The organism is Archangium violaceum, from assembly GCF_016887565.1.
Classification (GTDB): domain Bacteria; phylum Myxococcota; class Myxococcia; order Myxococcales; family Myxococcaceae; genus Archangium; species Archangium violaceum_B.
In genome coordinates, this window is the sequence record NZ_CP069396.1 from 10,949,221 (window position 1) to 10,964,443 (window position 15,223).

The window sequence follows — 15,223 nt, forward strand, 5'->3', positions numbered from 1 at the left end:
GAATTGACGAGTACCGCACGGATTCTCGTTCACATCGGCGATCTCGCGAACCGATCCATTTGTAAGCCGGGCAGCCCCCCAGCTGCTCATTCGAAGCGAGAGAGCATGAAGAGCATCCTTTTGGTCGACGATGACCTGGACCTGATCGAGATCTACACCGAGCTCCTGGAGCAGCTGGGCTTCTCCATCACCAGCGCACCGGATGGACAAGAGGCACTGGAACTCGCTCCGCGGCTTCAGCCGGATCTCATCATCACGGACGTGTCGATGCCTCGAATGAACGGGCTCGAGCTCTGCCGGAGGCTGCGCTCGGACGAGCAGCTCCGAGACATCCCCCTCATCATCCACAGCAGTGAGGTGGATCTCCTGGTTCCGCACGGCGAGGTGTTCCTGCCCAAGCCCTGTGAGCTTTCGGCCCTGATCACCCGGATCGATCAGTTGCTCGCGAACTCCCAGGATGACCCGGTGCTGGCCTCGGTAGCGTGAATCACCGGGAGCCGAAGCCACCGAGCCAGGCCGATCCCGGCATGCTATCTCTCCCTGGAGCGGCGTCATGCCCCGGAGGAGGGACTCGGATTGGATATCAGGTTTCTGTCTCCCACAGCCATCGAGCAGCACCCGGTCGACGCGCTTGCCGCTCTGCTCGGCCGCGACGACGGGTTGGTCTGGGTGGACATCCCTACCTGGGATGCCGAGGCGGAGCGAGTCCTGGCGGAGGTGTTCAAGTTCCATCCGTTGGCCGTCCGTGACTGCAGGGAGCGCAACCCGGTTCCCAAGGTGCACGTGTATGCCGACCACGTGTTCGTCGTCCTGCATGCTCCAGAGTTGGGAGCGAGGGGACATGTGCACTACGTCGAGCTCGACCAGTTCATCGGCCGCAACTACCTCGTCACCGTCCACGGTCCGCTGAACCCGGCGGTCAGCCTCGACGCCGCCATGGTCGAAGTCCGGGCCGTGCGGGGGCGCATCGAAGCGGGCCGGCTGCGCCCGACATCCGCGTACCGGCTGTCGCACGCCATCGTCTCCGCGCTGACGGCCCGGCTGCGTGAGCACACGGTGGCGCTCACCCGGGATGTCTGGAAGCTGGAGCAGCGGGTCACTGCGGGGCAGCTCGGAGATCCCGAGCAGTTCCTCGAAGAGATGTTCAGGACCCGCCACGGCCTGCTGGCCGCCCGAACGATGTGCGCGCTCAGCCGGGAAGTGTATGGCCGGATGGCAGCCCTCGCTGTCTTCCAGGAGGCGGGCCAGTCGTATGTCGAGGACATCGTCGATCAGTTCGATCGCCTGCGCGCCATGGCCGACGCACAGAAGGATTACCTGCAGGGAACCATCGAGTTCTACCAGGCACGCACCAATACCAAGATGACCATCGCCGCCGAACGGCTGGCCGTCATCGCCGCGGTCACCCTGCCAATCACGGCCCTGTCGTCGATCCTCGGGATGAACGTCATCGTCAGCGAGAGCACCCACTTCGGGTTCCTGCTGATGGCGCTGTTGGTCATGCTGGCGATGTCCGCCACCCTGCTCGTCTGGGCCAGGCGCAAAGGATGGTGGTAGCCATCCGGGCCGAGAAGGGTGGTCGGGTCGAAGTTCGCTCCCCGTTCGGGTTCAGGGGAACTCCGCGTAGGCGGCCTTGACCGCCCACTCCAGACGAAGCGGGTCGGGGTAGCGGCCCGACAGCTCGGCCGAGATCTCCGCGACGGCCTGGTCCACGGTGCGTCCCGCCTTCCTGGCGGCGGCGGTGCGCTCCTGGATGGCCGTGAGGAAGGTCCGAGCGCCCGCCACGAAGTCCAGGCCGCCCACGGGCCCGTGACTGGGGACGATGATGGAAGGCGCGAGGGCCTCCACCTGTTCGAGCGTCTGCCTCCAATGGGCGAAGGTGGACGAGGGGCTGGCGAACGCGGGCGGGGACTGCATCGCCACGTCGCCGGAGAAGAGCACCCGGTCGGCCTCGATCCAGACCCCGGTATCGCCCCGCGTGTGGTTGGCACCAAAGGCCAGCAGGCGCACGCGCAGCGAGCCCAGGTCCAGGTCGAGGGTATTCGCGAAGGTCATGTCCGCCTTGCGGAACCGGGCGCCCTGGAGCAGCTCGGCATTGACCTTGGACATGCCCGAGAACATCTCCGCCAACGACAGGCCGTACTCCGCGATGTCCTGCTCCTCCCCCGCCGAGCGAATCATCGTGATGTTCGCCGGAAACGCCTCGGCGCCGAGGTCGTGCTCGGGGTGGGCGTGGGTGGTCACCAGGTAGATCCGGCGCTTGCCGGCGAGCCGTGCCGCCACCCGGGCCACCGCGGCCCCATTGCGTGAGCCCATTCCCGTGTCCACGACGAGGAGCGCCTTGTCTCCGAGGATGAAGCCGACATTGGGAACGAAGCTGACGCCGCCGTCCGGAATGATGAACACGTGCTCGCTGATCTTCTCGAGCCGATCGACCCGCACGAGTGGATCCGCATGCCGCGCAGCCGGCTCCGACCGTGCGGGCAGCGCCAGCAGCAGGGACGTGAGGGCGAGGACGAAGAGGGTTCTGGGAGGGACGCTGGTTACTTTCATGTGCCTGGTTCCTTTTCGGAAGCGGCGCCATCTTGCGTACCCGGGCACCCCGCCACAAGGAGGCACATGGAAGTCACCAGGGAACAGCAACACCTTCGCGCGGTCGCGTGCGGCCTCGGGTGCCTCGCCCATGGTTACTTCCAAGTACCTGGTTACCTGACGGAAGCCGGGCTATCTTGCGTGCCCCGGCACCACCGGCGCAGGAGGCACATTGAAGTCGCTAGGGAACGGCAAGATGACCGGGAGATTCGACGCGGAGTGCCTGGCGACGCGCGAGATCCTCAACCGCGTCGGCGACAAGTGGAGCGTCCTCGTGATCGTCATCCTCGGAGACGGTACGAAGCGCTTCAGCGAGCTGAAGCGCACCATCCAGGGCATCTCACAGCGCATGCTGACCCTCACGCTGCGGGGCCTGGAGCGCGACGGCCTGGTGAAGCGCACCGTCCTTCCGACGAATCCGCCGCGCGTCGACTACGACCTCACGCCCTTCGGACGAACCCTGCTCGCGCCCGTGGCCGAGCTCGCCCTGTGGGCCCAACGCCATCGTCCCGAGGTGATGCGCGCCCGCGGCGCGTTCGATCGCGCGAAGAAGGAGACCGGGCGCCAGGAGACGTGAGGGAAAGCCATGGATTTTCGAGCTCGACTGGAGGCGCTCTCCGAGTTGCTCGGGCCCTGGTCCGAGCTCTGGTCTCGCTCCATCCTCCAGAACTGGCCGGAGTCTGGCGCCGCCTATCCCGACTCCTGGATGTCCTATGCGGAATCCCTCGATGAAACGGGCGAACGGAGGCTGGACCAGGGGGAACTTCCCGGAGACCCACCGGCGTCGCTGCGCGCGCTCCTGCGCGCGCTTCATCCGCTGACCGGGCTGCCCTGGCACCAGGGTGTCCATGGGCTGACCACGGCGGAGGCCCAGGGGCTCAACGCCAAGAAGCTCCACGAGATCGAGCGGGTCCTCGCCCTGCTCGCGCCGAGGACGCGGGCCATCCGCCAGGCGGTCGACATCGGTGGAGGAATGGGACATCTCGCTCGGCTCTGTGTGAGGACCTTCGACTGGACCTTCCACAGCATCGATCGCGATGCCGCGCTGCAGGAGAAGGGCCGGGACTGGCTGCGAAGAGACCGGAGCCTGCCGCGGGACAAGCTGGGCTTCCTCCACGCCTCCGTCGAGGATGGGCCGCAGAGCGAGCTCGACCCGTTCTTCCGCGGCCGGGACCGGGCCTCGATCGGCCTGCACACCTGCGGGCCGCTCGCCCTCACGCAGATTCGCAAGAGCCAGGACGCGGGCTTCCTCCTGAACGTGGGCTGCTGCTACGACAAGCTGGACGCCGCACGGGACTACCCGGTCTCCCGCTTCGGGGAAGCCCACCGCCTCCCCTTCACACGGTACGCCCTGGCGCTGGCGACGCGGGAACGGCACCACAAGAGCGAGGCCGAGTTCGCGCTGATGAAGCGGGTGTATGCGCACCGCTTCGCGTTCGAGCTCCTAGCGAGGAGGGAGTTTCCCGAGCACGGTTTCGTGCGGGCGGGAGATGCGCCCAGGGCGCTCTATGCCAGGAGCTTCGCCGTCTATGCGAGGAACCGGCTGGAGCGCCTGGGGCTCGAGACCGGCATGACGGACGCCGGGCTGGAGGCCTTCGAGGTGTCCGTCCGCCCCGAGACGCGGCGCCTCCTCCTCTGTCATCTGCTGCGGGACCGGTTCTCGAGGGCGCTGGAGGTCGTGCTCCTGCTCGACCGCGCGATCCTCCTGGAGGAGATGGGCTTCCAGGTCGAGCTCCTGCAGGTCTTCGACCCGCGCCTGTCCCCCCGCAACATCGCCCTCATCGCACGGGCATAGCTGGATGCCAGGAGTGACCGTCCACTGGCAGCTGGAACCCGCTGTTGCTGGGCCTTTGACATGTCCTCGAACCACGGGCCCCCGAGCGGACCTTCACGGGGGCGGCGTGTTGAAGCGCCGCAAGAGCTCAGCGAAGGTCGCGAGCTCTTCGTTGCTCCAGTGCTGGGTCCTCTGGAGGAACACCTGCCCCTTCTGCTCGAAGACCTTCTTCATCTGCTTCTCGCCCAGTGGTGTCAGGGACAGGATCGTCGCGCGGCGATCATTCGGATCCGGTGCCGCTTGAAGAATGCCCACCGCCTTGAGGTCGCGTATCAGTCGGCTCACGGCGCTCTTGTCCATGGCAACGCCCTCGGCGATCGCTCCAGCGTGGGCCGGACCGAACGCACTGAGCCATCGCACGACGTGAAACGCAGCGGGCTGCAGGTCAGGGTGGAACCTCGCGGCCGAGGCAGCCGTCAATGCCCTGGCGGCGGAGAGTAGCGTACCGAGTTGCTCTCCCACGGAGGCGAGGAGTTGTTCGCGAATGGCATCGACACCACGTTCCTGCTTCACACCCGTCACGCCCCGAACATACCCCATGCGTGGAGACACGTCGCGCGTGTCTGGCAGGCGGATGGAGCGGCCTGGGAGGTGGGAGCTCAGCTCCTTCCAACCAGTTCGGCGGTGGCCCGCCACAGACGTCGTTGCAGTTCGGCATCGCGGCAAATGGGCGCCGGAGGCAGGGAGCGGAAGCGGCGTGTGGTGGAGAAGAATCCACCCGACACCTCCTTGAATTCCGGGTCGCTCGCCAGACGGACGAGGATGCGGGCGCCCCGCGCGGGGCTCAGGATCCCCAACCGGGAGAAAAGACCCGCCAACCCGTTGAATACCTTCGATTCCCGCCCGAGCCCGCTGGCGTTGAGCCCGGGGCAGCAACTGTTGGCCGTGACCCCGGTGCCGGCGAGCCGGCGGGCCAGCTCCTGGGTAAACAGGATGTCCATCAGCTTCGTGCGAGCATAGAGCTCGAACGACTCCGCCATGCTGAAGTCCTCGGTGGAACGCAGGTGTCGCTCCGGCTCGAGTGTACGGACCTGCCGATGGGCGTCGGATGCGACATTGACGACGCGGGACGGAGCCGAGGCGATCAGCTTGTCGCGCAGCAGGTCGGTCAGCAGCCAGGGAGCAACATAATTCACGGCGACCATTTCCGGGAGCCCGTCCACTGTCACCCGCTGGGTGAAGGCGTGCAGACCGGCATTGTTCACCAACACGTCGATGCGGGCGTAGTGCTCGTCGAGCTGTCTGGCCACGCGGCGAACGTCGTCGAGCACGGAGAGATCAGCGAGGAAGACATCCACCGCGACACCGGGTGCCTCGCGTTGGATGTCTGCCCGGGTCTGGGCTGCCTTGGCCTCACTGCGGACGACGAGGCCCAGGTGCGCGCCGCGGCGAGCCAGCTCGATGGCGGCAGCACGGCCGATGCCATGGGTGGCACCGGTGATGATGTACACGGGAGCGTCCGACATGCGCAGCTCCTCCTCGCGCAGATACCGGCCACAGGAATTGTGGATGGATATCCACTACTCCTGTATGTTGATATTTGTCAACGATGTTGGACGGAGATGAGCGAGGGTGGAGCCGACGAAGGAGCGGACGCCGCGAGTGGATGGGGCGGCTGCTTCGCCTGTTCCCGATGAGGCGGCAGGCGCCGGGTCCTTGACCCTGGGTGGCGCAGCGCTCCAAAGTGGGCTCCACGCTGTCGACTGGTGGCCAAGCGAGAGGAGATAGCGTGGAATACTACCTGGCGGTCCTGGCCGCAGTGCCGTACTTTGGGAGCCGTCCCCTGGTGGCCTCCGCAGCCGCCGTTCTGCTCGTGGCCTTTGGCTCATTCGAGGCGGGCGCGGGTGGCCGGGGCGCTCCACCCTATTCCACGTTCCTGGCGACGGTGGTGATTGGAACCCTCTTCGCCGTCTGGTCGGCGCAGCGTTTCGTGTGGGGCCACGTCGAAGCGGTGTGGCCGCGCTTGAGCCCGTGGCGCTGGCGCGCCGCCGTCGCGACAGCCACGGTGTCCGGGATGGTTTTCGCGGGCTACCAGGTGGGGGCTTTCGCCTCCCCAGCCGAGCGTCCCGCCTCGGCGCTCCTCCTCGGGGGTGTGGTGGTGGGCGCGATGGGCGCGCTGACGCTCGCGTTCGCACAGGCGCGCACACGGATTCGCCAGGGTCTGGAAGCCATCCCTGGCGCGGATGAGCTGGGCGTCCTCCTGGTGCTGGACGCGGGAGAGATGCTCTTCGTCATCGGTGGGATTGCACTGAGCGCCTTCGCGCCGACGGCCGCGACCCTCGCCGTGCTGCCGATCACCGGACTGGTCACCTGTGCCTATTTCATCCTCCGTGCGCGGGAGGAGTCGGAGCGTATCGCGTGCCCTGCCTGTGCCACGTCAACGCATCGCGCGGCGCCGTGCTGTCCAGGTTGTGGTGCGGTGCGCGAGCCGACTGCACTGGATGTGATTGGCCGCACCGCGCGCACACCGGCCGCGGACACGCAGGCCCACGTCTTCGCGCTGCTCGCCCGCTGCCGCTGCCGCGCATGCGCCGAGCCACTCGAAGCGGGCGGGCCTGATGCATTCTGTGCGCGGTGCGGCGCCAGGGCCTTCCCAACTCCGGACGACATCCGGATGTTCCTGCGGGCGGCGGATCGTGCGCTGATGCGGATCCTGCCCCTGCTCGCGCTCATCGGCGCGGTGCCGGTCATCGGACTGGTGGCGGGGCTCTGCGTGCTGCGTCTCTCCAGCGCCAACGCGGTGGCCGCGCACGGGCGATGGAAGCACCGGCTCGTGGCGCGCGCCGTTCGCGTCGGCTTGCTGCTGACATTCTCGCTGTTGCAGGTGATTCCCTTCGTGGGCGCCGCCGTGGTGCCGCTCATCGCCGTTGCGTCGCACCTGTCGAATCGAAGGCCGCTCCAGCGCGCGGCGGCGTCGGCAGCCAGCACAGCACCGGTAGAACCGGTCCCTCCTGCCCCGGCGTAGAGGGCGTTGGGAAGCTGGGGGGACCCAGGAGGAGCCCTCGGGTGCGTCTCCTAGGGCTGAGCGGGCAGAAGCAATGCGTCCCGGACCTCTGCTGGCGGGTTCGCGCTGAGAGCCAGATAGATCTCGAACCACGCCAGATAGGAGCGCCAGGAAGGATCACGCCGGTCGATGAGGGAGCGTTGCGCCTGATCCAGACGCCTGGGTACGTCGAAAGGCACCTGCGTGTTCCCATCCGAGTGCAGCTGCGCCGCGAACCAGAGCACGTCGAGCTGACCGGCATCGACCGGTGCGTGGGTGCGCTCCATCAGGGTGTCGGCGTGCTCGATCGCCTTGCCCAACCAGAGGGCCGCCCGCGCCGTGTCCTGGCGATCCACGGCATTTTCGGCCAGCCGCATCTCCGCCAGCGTCACCGCGCGGATGTCCTCATCGCGATCCGACTCGGCGAACTGTTCCAGGAACAGCGCGCGCCGCTGCTCGAGCGCGCGGGCGGCGGCGTCCAGGTGCCCGAGGCGGGTCTCCGCATTGGCGCGCAGTCCCGCGGCGATGATGCGATAGGAGCGCTGAACGTGCTGGGGGGTGGCGTGTGCCCACTTCAGCGTGGCTTGCATGGCTGGGGTCGCCAGGTCGCGCTCCACCCTGTCCAGATCCTCCAATGCCCGCTGGGGGTGACCCGCCCCCAACGCCGCGGCGCAGCGGGCCAGCCGCACCACGAACCGGTTGCGCAGACCCTCCGCGTCGCTGGGGCCCGTTTCCACGGTGGGCAGCTCGCGATCGTAGAGCGCCAACGCGCGCTCGAATCGGCCCGCGGCGAGGTTGTAGAGCGCCGCGCGATCCAGCGCCAGGGTGAGGAACCTGGCCAGCTTCGGTGTGGCGTCCACCATGGCCAGGGCCTGATCCGCCGCCTGCGCTGACTCTTCCTCGCGGCCGACGTGCAAGAGCGCCCGGGCGCGGGCCAGGGACACCGCCAGTCCCGCCGCGTTGTCCACGTAGGGCAACTTGTCCCGTTGCTCGAGGTAGCCCAGGGCGATGTGGAAGTTGCCCACCTGGGTGTGCAACAGCCCCAACGCACCGAGGATCATCGCCCGGTAGCGGACGTTGTTGCGCACCAGGTCCAGGGCGATCAAGTAGTGCCGGTTGGCGCGCTCGGCGGCGGAAGGAGCGCGGCCACGGAGGAAGTCCTCGTGCTGAATGGCACCGTAGAGGGCATGCACCGCGCGCTGGTTCTTGAGCTCCTGCCACGATGCGCGCAGCTCCTTCACGGCCGCCGCCACCGCCTGGGCGTGGGCGCGGTCATCCAGCTTGGGCAACTGGCGCGCCGTGAGGTAGGCCTTCACGAAGTGCGCGAGCGGCCTGGCCATACTCGCGGAGGTGGTGGTGACTTCCTTCTCCACCACCTCGGGGCTGACGCCGGCACGCAACCGCAGGCTCATGGATTCGACAGCACTCTCCAGTGAGCCAGTCCGTTGAGTCACGAGGTCGAAGTCGGCACGGGCTTCGTCCAGGCGCTGCCTCCCCAACCGGCGATAGGCGCGGCCCAGCATCGCGCGGCGAAACAACCGTTCGGCCCGGCGGCGTTCCTCGGTGCCGGGCGGAGCGTCGTCGACGTAGACCGTCGCCAACGCCTCCAGCACGCCGTCGGCGCCGAGGCCCGCCGCGCGCTCGACGGCGTCTTGCACCAGTGCGCGCCGGCGAAGGGGATCCTTCTGCTGGCGGTAGAACGCAATCAAGGCATCCCGGACGGGGCGCGGGGGACGCTCTTCGTGCAACGCGTTGACGTGCCGGCCCAGCTCCAAGGCGAACGCATAGGCCGAGCCGGCGGGTGCCGAGGCGAGTGCCTGGACCATGGCGGCATCCGCCTCGGCATAGGGGCGCCCCCGGTACAGGGCGCGGACGGCCGCGCGAGCGAAGTCGAGCTGGTCGTCGTCGCGAAAAGCCTTGTTCATGGAGAGCCGGCGGCCGGCTTCGACCAGGGCCTCCCGATCGTCGAGCTTGCGGTACAGCGCATCCGCTTGTTCGAAGTAGGCTTCCAGCACCGCGCGCGGCGTGGTGTCGGTCACCTGGGCGGCCTCCAGTTCCTGACGCGCCAGCGTGAAGTCGCCGGCGGCCTCCGCCAGTTCACTGCGCACCACGTGTTGGAAGACGGCGGAGGGCGGGCTGGGAGCAGCGGCGGGCTCCAACGCGGCCATGCGTTGCCGTTCGGCGTCGATCAGCTCGTCCACCATGCGGCCACGTTCGTGCTCCTTCATGGCGCGCCGGTGGTCGATGAGGAGTTGCAGCGGCTCCGCCAGTCCCGCCGTGGCGGGATCGTTCACCGAACACATGTGGCGGGCGTAGAACTCCGCCGCATCGAAGTCCTCGAAAGCCAGGTGGAGCTGGCTCAGGCGCATCATCAGCAGACGGCGGGGTTTGGGCCGGGCTTCGCGCAGCAGGCGTTGGCGGTAGAGCAGGAGTAGATCCGCGCGCCTGCCGACCATTTTCAATTCCTCGTTGAGACGAGGAACGTCCCAGCTGCTGGGAACCTGGCCATCCAGCGGCAGCTGATACACATCCAGCGATCGATCGCGCGAACAGGTCGCGATGAGTGACGCGGCCGCGGGCGCCGGGTACTCGCAGTTCCAGGACTCACTGGTGAGTTGGTCCGGACTGGAGGCGGCGGCCAATTCGGGCGCGTCCTCGCGCTCGGCGGAGAAAGGCACCCGGAACAGCACCCCGCTGTCGCTGGCGTCGATCACCCCGTCCTCATTGGAGTCGGTGAAGAACTGCACCACGTACAGGGAGCGCCCATCGAGCGCGAACACCGGCTGCCCGGTCTGTCCCGGAAGATCGAGCGCCAGCGGGATGGGAGCAGCACCGGGGAGATCCAGCCGGAGTGCCTCCAGATGGGGCGAGGCGCGCGCGGCGAAGCCGGGGCCCACCTGCTGCACGGAGCGTTCGACCGGGACGTACACCAGCCAGCGCCCATCGGGTGAGATGGTGGGACTGGTCAGGTTGCGCTCGAGCAGGGGCCTCACGCTCAACTCACGCTCCACCGCGACCCGCGACAATCGCAGATCGCCCTGGATGGTCGCCCGGCTCACCAGCGCGATATGCGAGGCATCGATCCATTCCGCCTGCAGCGCGCTGGTTTCTTCCTCGAGGCAGCGGCGGCCCTCCGCACCCGGCAGCTCCCGCACACACAGCTGGCCGCTGGCCTGGTTTCGGAACGAGATGTAGAGCAGGTGTTTGCCGTCGGGACTGATCCGCGGCCAGGTCACGTCGGCGCCTTCGTCGAAGAGGCGGCGCTCGCGGCCCTGTTCCACGTCCTGAACGTAGATCTCCGTCGCGATGTTGCGGTTGGACACGAAGATCAGCGTGTTTCCATCGGGCGCCAACTGCCCCAGGAATTGATCTCCCACGCCCACGGTGAGCCGTGAGGGCGTGCGCAAGCCCGCGTCGTTCTCATCGTCCTGCGCCCAGGCGCCGCCCGCGAGGAGAACGGCCAGGGCCAGCAAGCACCGGCCACGGAGCGTCAGCACTTCTTTTCTCCCCAGGTGCCGTCATCGGATTCGACCCAGCCGCCGCAGATCACCCCTTCCGCGTGCACCTGTTGCCAGCTTCGGCGCAGCGACTCCTCTGGCACGCCGGGGCGGACCGTCCGCATCCACTGCCACAGGTGCAGCCGCGCCCGGTTCACCCGCTCCACCAGGGCGACGTCATCGGCCGACAAGCGTCCGGCCTGGCACTGGCGCCGGGTGTCCACCAGCAGCCCGTCCCGCCCTTCGCCCACGCAGTGTCGCCGCAGCAGCTCGTCGACGCGGTCCGCCTGCGTCTTGCCGATGTTCTCGACCAACGGCGTGGGTTGGATGCCCAGGTCCTCCAGTTGGTTGGGCGTGAGCGGCACCGGCGTCGGGCTCATTCCCGCGCGAGCGAGACGCTGTTCCACGTCCTTGAACGAACCCGACGCCTGTTCTTCGAGCGCCGTCGCGCGATCGACCATGACGATCTCCGGGGCGCGGAGGCACCCGGGAGAAGCGAGAGCGGCGAGGAGCAGCAACCCGCGGCGTTTCATGGCGTGGCCTCCGGAGGGGACAAGGAGTTGATGACACGGTCGACGATGGGGCCCATGGGGATGCCCCGGATCTCATCGATGCTGAGCAGCCTGGCCAGGCCGCCCATGGTGATGCTCAGCCTTCCGAAGCCGTGGTTGAAGCTCAGCCGCACGTGTTCCGGGTAGCCCACCCCCAACGCGTAGCGGATGCGGTTGGTGGCGGGATCGGTGTGGTGTGGGTCCTCGAGATCGAGCAGGTCGAGCAGGTGGCGATTGCCAATGCGCAGGATCTCCGCGCGTCCGTTGACGCTGCGATCCTTGCCGGAGATGACCACGGCGGCATTGCCGTCAAAGGGCTCGCCGCGGGACGATTTCACGCCGGTCGCCCGCACGTGGGCCTCCAGGTTGGAGTGCCTCCCCTGCCAGTCCAACACGCACTGTCCGGTGACACGCCCACCTCGGACGCCCATCTCCAGCTGACGCATGGAAACCACGTTCTGGTCGATGGACAGGTTTCCGGCCAGGGGCGCGATGGAGATGCGCGGCGTGGTGATGCTGGCCACCGATATGAATCCGTTGCGCGAGAGCAAGGGGTGTTGGTCGGCGAAACGAAGCATCGAGTATGGATTCACGTCGATGTCGCTCAGCAGCCGCACCTGGCCTTCGGTGAGCTCCACGTTTTCGGTCAGCGGCACGTTGCCATCGAGCGATTCGATCGTGACCCCCTCTTCGGGCAACCGCAGGTTCACGTTCTGGAGGAGGACGTTGGAGAGCGTTCGGAAGACCACCAGGTTGGGCGAGGCCAACCGGAAATCGACCGAGACCTTGCCGCTGCTCTCGAGGAGGCCGGGCCGCGCGAGCCTGGACAAGTCCTGCTCCAGCTCCCCCCGGAGCGCCAGGCGGCGCCGGTCATCGCCGAGATCGAGCCGGCCCTTGACGTTCAGCTGGGTACTGGTCCCCGCGTTGAACACTCGCAGGTCGGGGATGTGAATGACGCCATTGGGCTCACGGCGAGCGGAGAACGACCCTTCCAGGTCCTGAACCGGATAGGGCAGCGCTGGCCTCTGTTCGAGCGAGCGGACCTTCAAGAGTTGTTTCAGCTCGATTTCGTCCGCTTCCCACTTCTCGGTGAAGGTGGCGGTGGTGTCGCTGGACACGTCGGCGAATGACAGCCGGCGCTCACTCATGCCCACGGTGAGTTTCTCCACCGTCAGGTTGCTGTGGACGGTTCGCCGTGGCCCATCGGCGTGCGACTCGACCTGCCAGTGCAGCGCGGGGAGGTTGATCGACTGGCCCTCCTGTCTCCAGCGGATGCCGCGCGCGTCCACCACCGCCGTTCCCTCGAAGCTGGCGGTACGCAGAGGGACGGGGGCCAGGCTCGGGGTTCCGTCGGCGGCGATGTCCGTGAGCACGCCGAGCAGCGTGCCATGCAGCTCGACATTCAGCGCGAGCCGCGAGGAATCCAGTTCCGCGGGCACCCCAGCCCTGGCCAGGAGCGGAGACAGCGCACCGATGGGCGGGAGGTCGCCCTTGACGTCACAGCGAAGCGCGCGGGCTTTCCGGTCGAACGCCAGTGCGGCATCGAGCGCGATCTTCAGCCCCGCATGGCTGGTGAGCCCCAGCCGGAGCGACGGCTTTCGGCGATCGAGGTCCAGCGTCAAGGTCTGGTGCTGAGAACCCACGTCGTTCTCACCGGCGCGCAGCCCTTCGATCTGGAGATCCAGTTCGCCCTTGTGCCGCCAGGCATCTCCTCGCGAACGCATCACGACGGCGATGTTGCTCGCCGACACGTCGTCCCATCCCGGCCGCTGCAGGCGCAGTTCCGTTCGGTGATCCAACCGTGGCGAGGAGGAAAAGAGCGCCGCCAGTTTGCCCGTGGAGGCCAGGTTCACGGCCAGGTGCTTCCAGGGAACGCGTGTGGCGATCGACTCGGGGATGAAGGGCCGAGCGGCGGCGAGGTCCGGGGTCTGGACGGCCAGGGTGTACGCCACATCGTCGGCCCCCTTGGTGGCATCCATCGACGCGTGCATCGTGCCAACGTCGAGTTCCAGACGAGCGCGGGCCCGGCTGAGTCGCGGCTCGTCCAACCGGGGGAACACCTCCGACGCGTCGAGCTTCACGTGCACGGGGCCCTTCAACACCTCGCGGCCATCCGCCGTGACCACCTGGAGCGTCCCCACGGGCACGTCCGCTTTCAGTACGAACGGCGGCTCACCCGCCAAGGGGGCATGGAGATGGAATCCCAAACGTTCCGCGGTCGCACGGAGCCCGGATGCACGGACGTCCAATGCATCCACCATTCCGGACAGGGCAGCATCCCCCGCGACCTTGATGGGCGAGGAGAGGTCTGGCCGCAGCTGGTAACCCTTCAGTTCGCCGGAGGCCTTCGGAACACGAAGCGTGGTGGGCCCTCCGACATCGAGCCCCTGGAGCGCGAATGCGAGTCGAGCGGCCAGCCCCTTCTGGGGATCCGGGGTCGCCACCAGGGAGACGCGTCCACCGCCGAGTGCCACCCGAAGCTCGTCTTGAACGAGCCGCAGCGCCGCGACGTCGACGTCCAGCCCGAGTCTGCCCTGGGCTCCCAGCTGCGGCATGGCGCTGAGCGTGACCTCCTGGGCATCCAGATGCACCTTGCCGCGCTCGATCGAGAACGGACGCCAATCGGCGGGGACCCATTGCAGCAGCCGTCCGAGATCAACATCCGCCAAGGCCCGCGTCACCACTGGTGGAACATCCGCTGCATCCGGAAGCACCAACCGGGCTTGCACTTCGGCGCTGTCGGTCAGCTGGGCGCGGTCCAGCTCGATGGCGATGTGCCGCTTCTCACCATCGAACTTCGCGGAGGCCGTGCCGTGCAGCAGGGTGCGGACCGTGAACCGCGGATCGAAAGTCTGCCGCGCGACATCGAGGTCCACTTGCGCGCGGGCAGCCGACGCCCCCGCCTCCGCCGAGAGGGTCAGTTCCAGCCAGGCCTGGGCCGACGGAATGGCCGGGCCTTCACGGCTCAACTCCAGGGGAAGCGGCGTACCGGTCTGGCCCATCCGCGCGAAGACCTTCCATCCATCGTCCTGATGCTTCGCTTCGACCGCGGCCGCGAGCCCACGCAAGGACCAGCGATCGATCACTTCACCGTTCCGAACGCGGATGTAACTCAACGACACGCCCGACACCTCGACCTTCCCGACGGGAGGCGCGGAGGCCAGGAGGGCAGCGACCCGCTGGGAGGCTCCGAGTGGCGCTTCAACGGGCGGCGGCTCAGGGGCTTCCGGCCCCATCAATCCCGTGAGAGACGTGGGCCCCGCCTCGTCGGCCACCAGGGCAAGGGCCACGTCCCGCACCGCCACCCGCTCGACCAGGGTGGTCCCGCTCAGCAAGGAGCCGGGCGACCAGTGCGCCTCCAGGGTGCCGACGCGCAGCAGCTCGGGCGCGACGCCTTGAAACGGCGGCGGGGTACGCACCACCAGCCCTTCCAGTCGCAGACCCGAGAGCACGGCGACCCGGGCTGTCTGGTAGTCCAGCCGCAGGCCCGTGGCCGATTCCACCCGGGAGACGATGCGCCGTTTCAGCCAGGGGTGGTCGAGGAGGTGCAGAGCGGCCACCGCCATGGCCAGCACCAGCGCGAGGGTCGCCGCTGGAATCAGGAGCACGCCTGTGATGATTCGAGCCAACCGCCGACGAGGTCGTCCAGCTCCGGGGGATTCCATGGTGTTCAGTCGGGAGCGAGCGGCCCCCCTCGTCCTACCATGCGGCGGAATCGGGTTTCAATCGCCGGGACCCGGCGGACCCGGCACCCGACGTGTGCCCC

Annotated in this window: 11 protein-coding genes; 5 read left to right on the forward strand and 6 right to left on the reverse strand. The window is 67.9% G+C overall.

What is annotated here, in order from left to right; all coding sequences use genetic code 11:
• The first annotated feature begins 105 nt into the window (after window positions 1-105).
• Complete coding sequence (locus tag JRI60_RS43560) at window positions 106-486, forward strand: response regulator (protein ID WP_204221966.1); 381 nt, start codon at window positions 106-108, stop codon at window positions 484-486.
• A gap of 90 nt (window positions 487-576) precedes the next feature.
• Window positions 577-1,557, forward strand: a complete 981-nt coding sequence (locus JRI60_RS43565) for a magnesium transporter CorA family protein (RefSeq protein WP_204221967.1) — start codon at window positions 577-579, stop codon at window positions 1,555-1,557.
• A gap of 51 nt (window positions 1,558-1,608) precedes the next feature.
• Here the strand turns inward: JRI60_RS43565 and JRI60_RS43570 are convergent, their stop codons facing one another.
• Window positions 1,609-2,553: an MBL fold metallo-hydrolase gene (locus JRI60_RS43570; RefSeq protein ID WP_204221968.1), complete on the reverse strand. Its 945-nt coding sequence runs from the start codon at window positions 2,551-2,553 to the stop codon at window positions 1,609-1,611.
• Window positions 2,554-2,764: 211 nt separating this feature from the next.
• On the opposite strand from JRI60_RS43570, the gene JRI60_RS43575 reads away from it, so the two are divergent.
• Entirely contained in the window at window positions 2,765-3,169 is a 405-nt protein-coding gene (locus tag JRI60_RS43575; RefSeq protein ID WP_204221969.1) for a winged helix-turn-helix transcriptional regulator, read from the forward strand.
• A 9-nt stretch (window positions 3,170-3,178) separates the two neighbouring features.
• Complete coding sequence (locus JRI60_RS43580) at window positions 3,179-4,387, forward strand: methyltransferase (RefSeq protein ID WP_204221970.1); 1,209 nt, start codon at window positions 3,179-3,181, stop codon at window positions 4,385-4,387.
• Between the two features lie 93 nt (window positions 4,388-4,480).
• On the opposite strand, the gene JRI60_RS43585 is transcribed toward JRI60_RS43580, so the two are convergent.
• Window positions 4,481-4,948 carry a MarR family winged helix-turn-helix transcriptional regulator gene (locus JRI60_RS43585; protein WP_204221971.1) on the reverse strand — a complete coding sequence of 156 codons (468 nt, stop codon included), beginning with the start codon at window positions 4,946-4,948 and terminating at the stop codon, window positions 4,481-4,483.
• A 77-nt stretch (window positions 4,949-5,025) separates the two neighbouring features.
• On the reverse strand, window positions 5,026-5,892 hold the full coding sequence (locus JRI60_RS43590; RefSeq protein ID WP_204221972.1) for an SDR family NAD(P)-dependent oxidoreductase: 867 nt from the start codon (window positions 5,890-5,892) through the stop codon (window positions 5,026-5,028).
• Between the two features lie 263 nt (window positions 5,893-6,155).
• Here JRI60_RS43590 and JRI60_RS43595 point away from each other — a divergent pair, with 263 nt between their 5' ends.
• Window positions 6,156-7,391, forward strand: coding sequence for a hypothetical protein (locus JRI60_RS43595; protein WP_204221973.1), 1,236 nt, complete (start codon window positions 6,156-6,158; stop codon window positions 7,389-7,391).
• A gap of 50 nt (window positions 7,392-7,441) precedes the next feature.
• Here JRI60_RS43595 and JRI60_RS43600 read toward each other — a convergent pair whose 3' ends face one another.
• From JRI60_RS43600 to JRI60_RS43610, 3 genes are read right to left on the reverse strand one after another with little or no spacing between them, the layout of a single operon-like run.
• Entirely contained in the window at window positions 7,442-10,906 is a 3,465-nt protein-coding gene (locus tag JRI60_RS43600; protein WP_204221974.1) for a PD40 domain-containing protein, read from the reverse strand.
• Window positions 10,900-11,439: a DUF1318 domain-containing protein gene (locus JRI60_RS43605; protein ID WP_204221975.1), complete on the reverse strand. Its 540-nt coding sequence runs from the start codon at window positions 11,437-11,439 to the stop codon at window positions 10,900-10,902. The genes JRI60_RS43600 and JRI60_RS43605 overlap by 7 nt, the downstream gene beginning before the upstream one ends.
• Window positions 11,436-15,122 carry a hypothetical protein gene (locus JRI60_RS43610; RefSeq protein WP_204221976.1) on the reverse strand — a complete coding sequence of 1,229 codons (3,687 nt, stop codon included), beginning with the start codon at window positions 15,120-15,122 and terminating at the stop codon, window positions 11,436-11,438. The genes JRI60_RS43605 and JRI60_RS43610 overlap by 4 nt, the downstream gene beginning before the upstream one ends.
• Window positions 15,123-15,223: the final 101 nt, after the last annotated feature.

What these genes read in the sequence shown, in the direction of transcription:
- JRI60_RS43590 (WP_204221972.1), bottom strand. Translation starts at nt 5,892, where the DNA reads ATGTCGGACGCTCCCGTGTACATCATCACCGGTGCCACCCATGGCATC.
- JRI60_RS43610 (WP_204221976.1), bottom strand. Translation starts at nt 15,122, where the DNA reads ATGGAATCCCCCGGAGCTGGACGACCTCGTCGGCGGTTGGCTCGAATC.
- JRI60_RS43570 (WP_204221968.1), bottom strand. Translation starts at nt 2,553, where the DNA reads ATGAAAGTAACCAGCGTCCCTCCCAGAACCCTCTTCGTCCTCGCCCTC.
- JRI60_RS43580 (WP_204221970.1), top strand. Translation starts at nt 3,179, where the DNA reads ATGGATTTTCGAGCTCGACTGGAGGCGCTCTCCGAGTTGCTCGGGCCC.
- JRI60_RS43560 (WP_204221966.1), top strand. Translation starts at nt 106, where the DNA reads ATGAAGAGCATCCTTTTGGTCGACGATGACCTGGACCTGATCGAGATC.
- JRI60_RS43605 (WP_204221975.1), bottom strand. Translation starts at nt 11,439, where the DNA reads ATGAAACGCCGCGGGTTGCTGCTCCTCGCCGCTCTCGCTTCTCCCGGG.